Source organism: Rhabdonatronobacter sediminivivens, assembly GCF_013415485.1.
Classification (GTDB): Bacteria; Pseudomonadota; Alphaproteobacteria; order Rhodobacterales; family Rhodobacteraceae; genus Rhabdonatronobacter; species Rhabdonatronobacter sediminivivens.
The window spans coordinates 1-2,229 of record NZ_JACBXS010000102.1 but is presented as its reverse complement, the minus strand read 5'-3'; the positions used below and the strand labels follow the sequence as shown (position 1 = coordinate 2,229).

Here is a 2,229-nt window from a genome sequence, read left to right as displayed (position 1 = left end):
CCCACGGGCAGTGAGCACGGTCTTGGTGAAGAAGTCGCAGGCAACCATGCTCTCCATATGTGCCCGGACGAAGGTGGTCCACGGGAGGGCTGGCTTTTTCTTGTGCTTCTCGGGGCTCGGGTGGATGCCTGCCTCATTCAGGATGCGTTTGACAGAATTGGCGCCGGCGTAGAGCCCCAGTTTTTTCAGTTCCCCCGCGATCCGCTTGTAGCCCCACAGAAGGTTTTCGGACCCGATGCGAATGACAACGTCGCGCAACTCCTGTGTCAGGCGCGGTCTGCCCACGGCCTTGAAGGGGCGCTCACCACGCATCTGGGCGAGCCAGCGCTTGTAGGTCGCGGGCTTTGCCACCGCCATGAGCCCGTCGATATCATGCCCACACTCCGCCCCGATGCGCAGCAGCTCGGCTTTCTCTTCGGGAGACAGGATGATCCTCTGCGTCGGGATGCGGGCCCGCAGGATCTGGATTTGAGCCTTGAGCAGCCTCAGCTGCGCGTTGTGCCTGGGCATGAAAAGCCGGGTCAGGAAAACGACAAGGAGGGAGAACGTCGAATTCATCTTGCCAGGCTCCACCACGACGCTTAAAAAAATTTCCGATATTTCAGCGTGTTGGACCTCGCTTACATCTTGGCACCCCTCTCAGGGAAGGCCAAAAACGCCGAAACCGGCAGATGGCATCATCATACGCGAATTGGGGGTGTGCCAGGGCCTCCGTCTCGTCGCTGTATCCAAGCGCAACGCTTCGAGCGCATTTCGCTGCCAGTCGCGATTGAACCAAATGGCGATTCAAACTATCGGTCGTGTAAATCAAAACAATGGCTTAGGGGGTGGAGATGGGGTGGATGCCGCTCTCCCCAGACGGCATCGCGATGTGCCATACTCGTGGTGTCGAAGCACAAGCTGAAGGAGAGGGCATCCATGGGAGAGATTACCATCATCGGCATCGATCTCGCAAAGAACGTGTTCCAGGTGCACGGCGCCGCGGCGGACGGGTCCGTCGTGTTCCGCAAGAAGCTGACGCGACCACAATTCGCCCGGTTCATGGCGGAGCAGCCGCCGTGCCTCGTGGCGATGGAGGCCTGCGCCAGTGCGCATCATTGGGCGCGGGAAATGTCCCGCCACGGGCATAATGTCCGGCTGATCGCGCCGCACTACGTCAAGCCGTTCATCAAGCGCCAGAAGAATGACGCCGCCGATGCGGAAGCGATCGTCGAGGCGGCGCTGCGACCGACCATGCGGTTTGTGGAACCCAAGACCCAGGAACAGCAAGCCCGAGCGGTTGCGTTCCGGACGCGCGAACAGCTCGTGAAGCAACGCACCGAAGCCGTGAATGCGCTGAGATCGCATCTCTACGAGTTCGGCCATGTCGCCCCCGTGGGGATTGGCTATTTGCCACGCCTGGAACGGGTCATCGCAGATCCTGATGCCGACATTCCCGATCTGGCGCGCGAGATCTGCCAGATGCTCCTCGACCAGATCAACCAGCTGACCGGCCGGATCGATGCGCTGAAAGCCAGGATCGCGGCCTTGTCGAACGAAGCGGAAATGCCGCGCCAGCTGCAGACGATGCCGGGTGTAGGCCCGATCACTGCACTGGCGGTCGAGACCTTCGCGCCGCCGATGGATCAGTTCCGCCGAGGGCGAGACTTCGCCGCCTGGCTCGGCCTGGTGCCGCGGCAGCATTCCACCGGGGGCAAGCAGAAGCTGGGGAAGACCTCGAAGATGGGGCAGCGCGACATTCGTCGATTGCTGGTCATCGGGGCGACCGCTGTGATCCGCTGGGCCTCGCGCCGCGGTGCGCCGAAGGGGTCGTGGTTGGCGCGGATGCTGGAACGCAAGCCGGTCCCGGTCGTGGCCGTCGCGCTGGCGAACAAGATGGCGCGTGGCATCTGGGCGATGCTGACGCGAGGTGAAAGCTATCGCGGCCCGGTGCTGATCGGCGCCTAACACGGCGTTGAATCGACAGCCGGGCCACCGAGTTGTGAGGAAGGCATGATCCGAATGGGCACATGATCGACATGATCCGGGTAGGGCAAACCAGAAACCTTCTCCGAGCCTCGAGCTCGCCGTTGGAGATTTGGACCCGGTCCGCGCATCACCATCCCGGCCAGCGGCGCCATGTCAGCCGCACGAACAGGCCTGACAAAAGTACGCACTCGATCACAAGTCCAGAAGATCAGAATTTCCTTGCAAACCGAGCGGCATCCACAAAAGAAGGTTGGATTTCAG

The 2,229-nt window shown here is 61.6% G+C and carries 2 protein-coding genes and 1 pseudogene; 2 read left to right on the top strand and 1 reads right to left on the bottom strand.

What is annotated here, in order from left to right; translation table 11 throughout:
* Positions 1-558, bottom strand: a pseudogene (locus HUK65_RS18260) (hypothetical protein); the annotation flags it as partial.
* Between the two features lie 360 nt (positions 559-918).
* Between HUK65_RS18260 and HUK65_RS18255 the strand changes: the two are divergent.
* The gene (locus HUK65_RS18255; RefSeq protein WP_179907682.1) at positions 919-1,947 is read left to right on the top strand and encodes an IS110 family RNA-guided transposase; all 1,029 of its coding nucleotides are present in this window, start codon (positions 919-921) and stop codon (positions 1,945-1,947) included.
* Between the two features lie 62 nt (positions 1,948-2,009).
* The coding region (locus tag HUK65_RS18925) for a hypothetical protein (RefSeq protein ID WP_235442276.1) at positions 2,010-2,229 on the top strand (220 nt) is incomplete at its 3' end.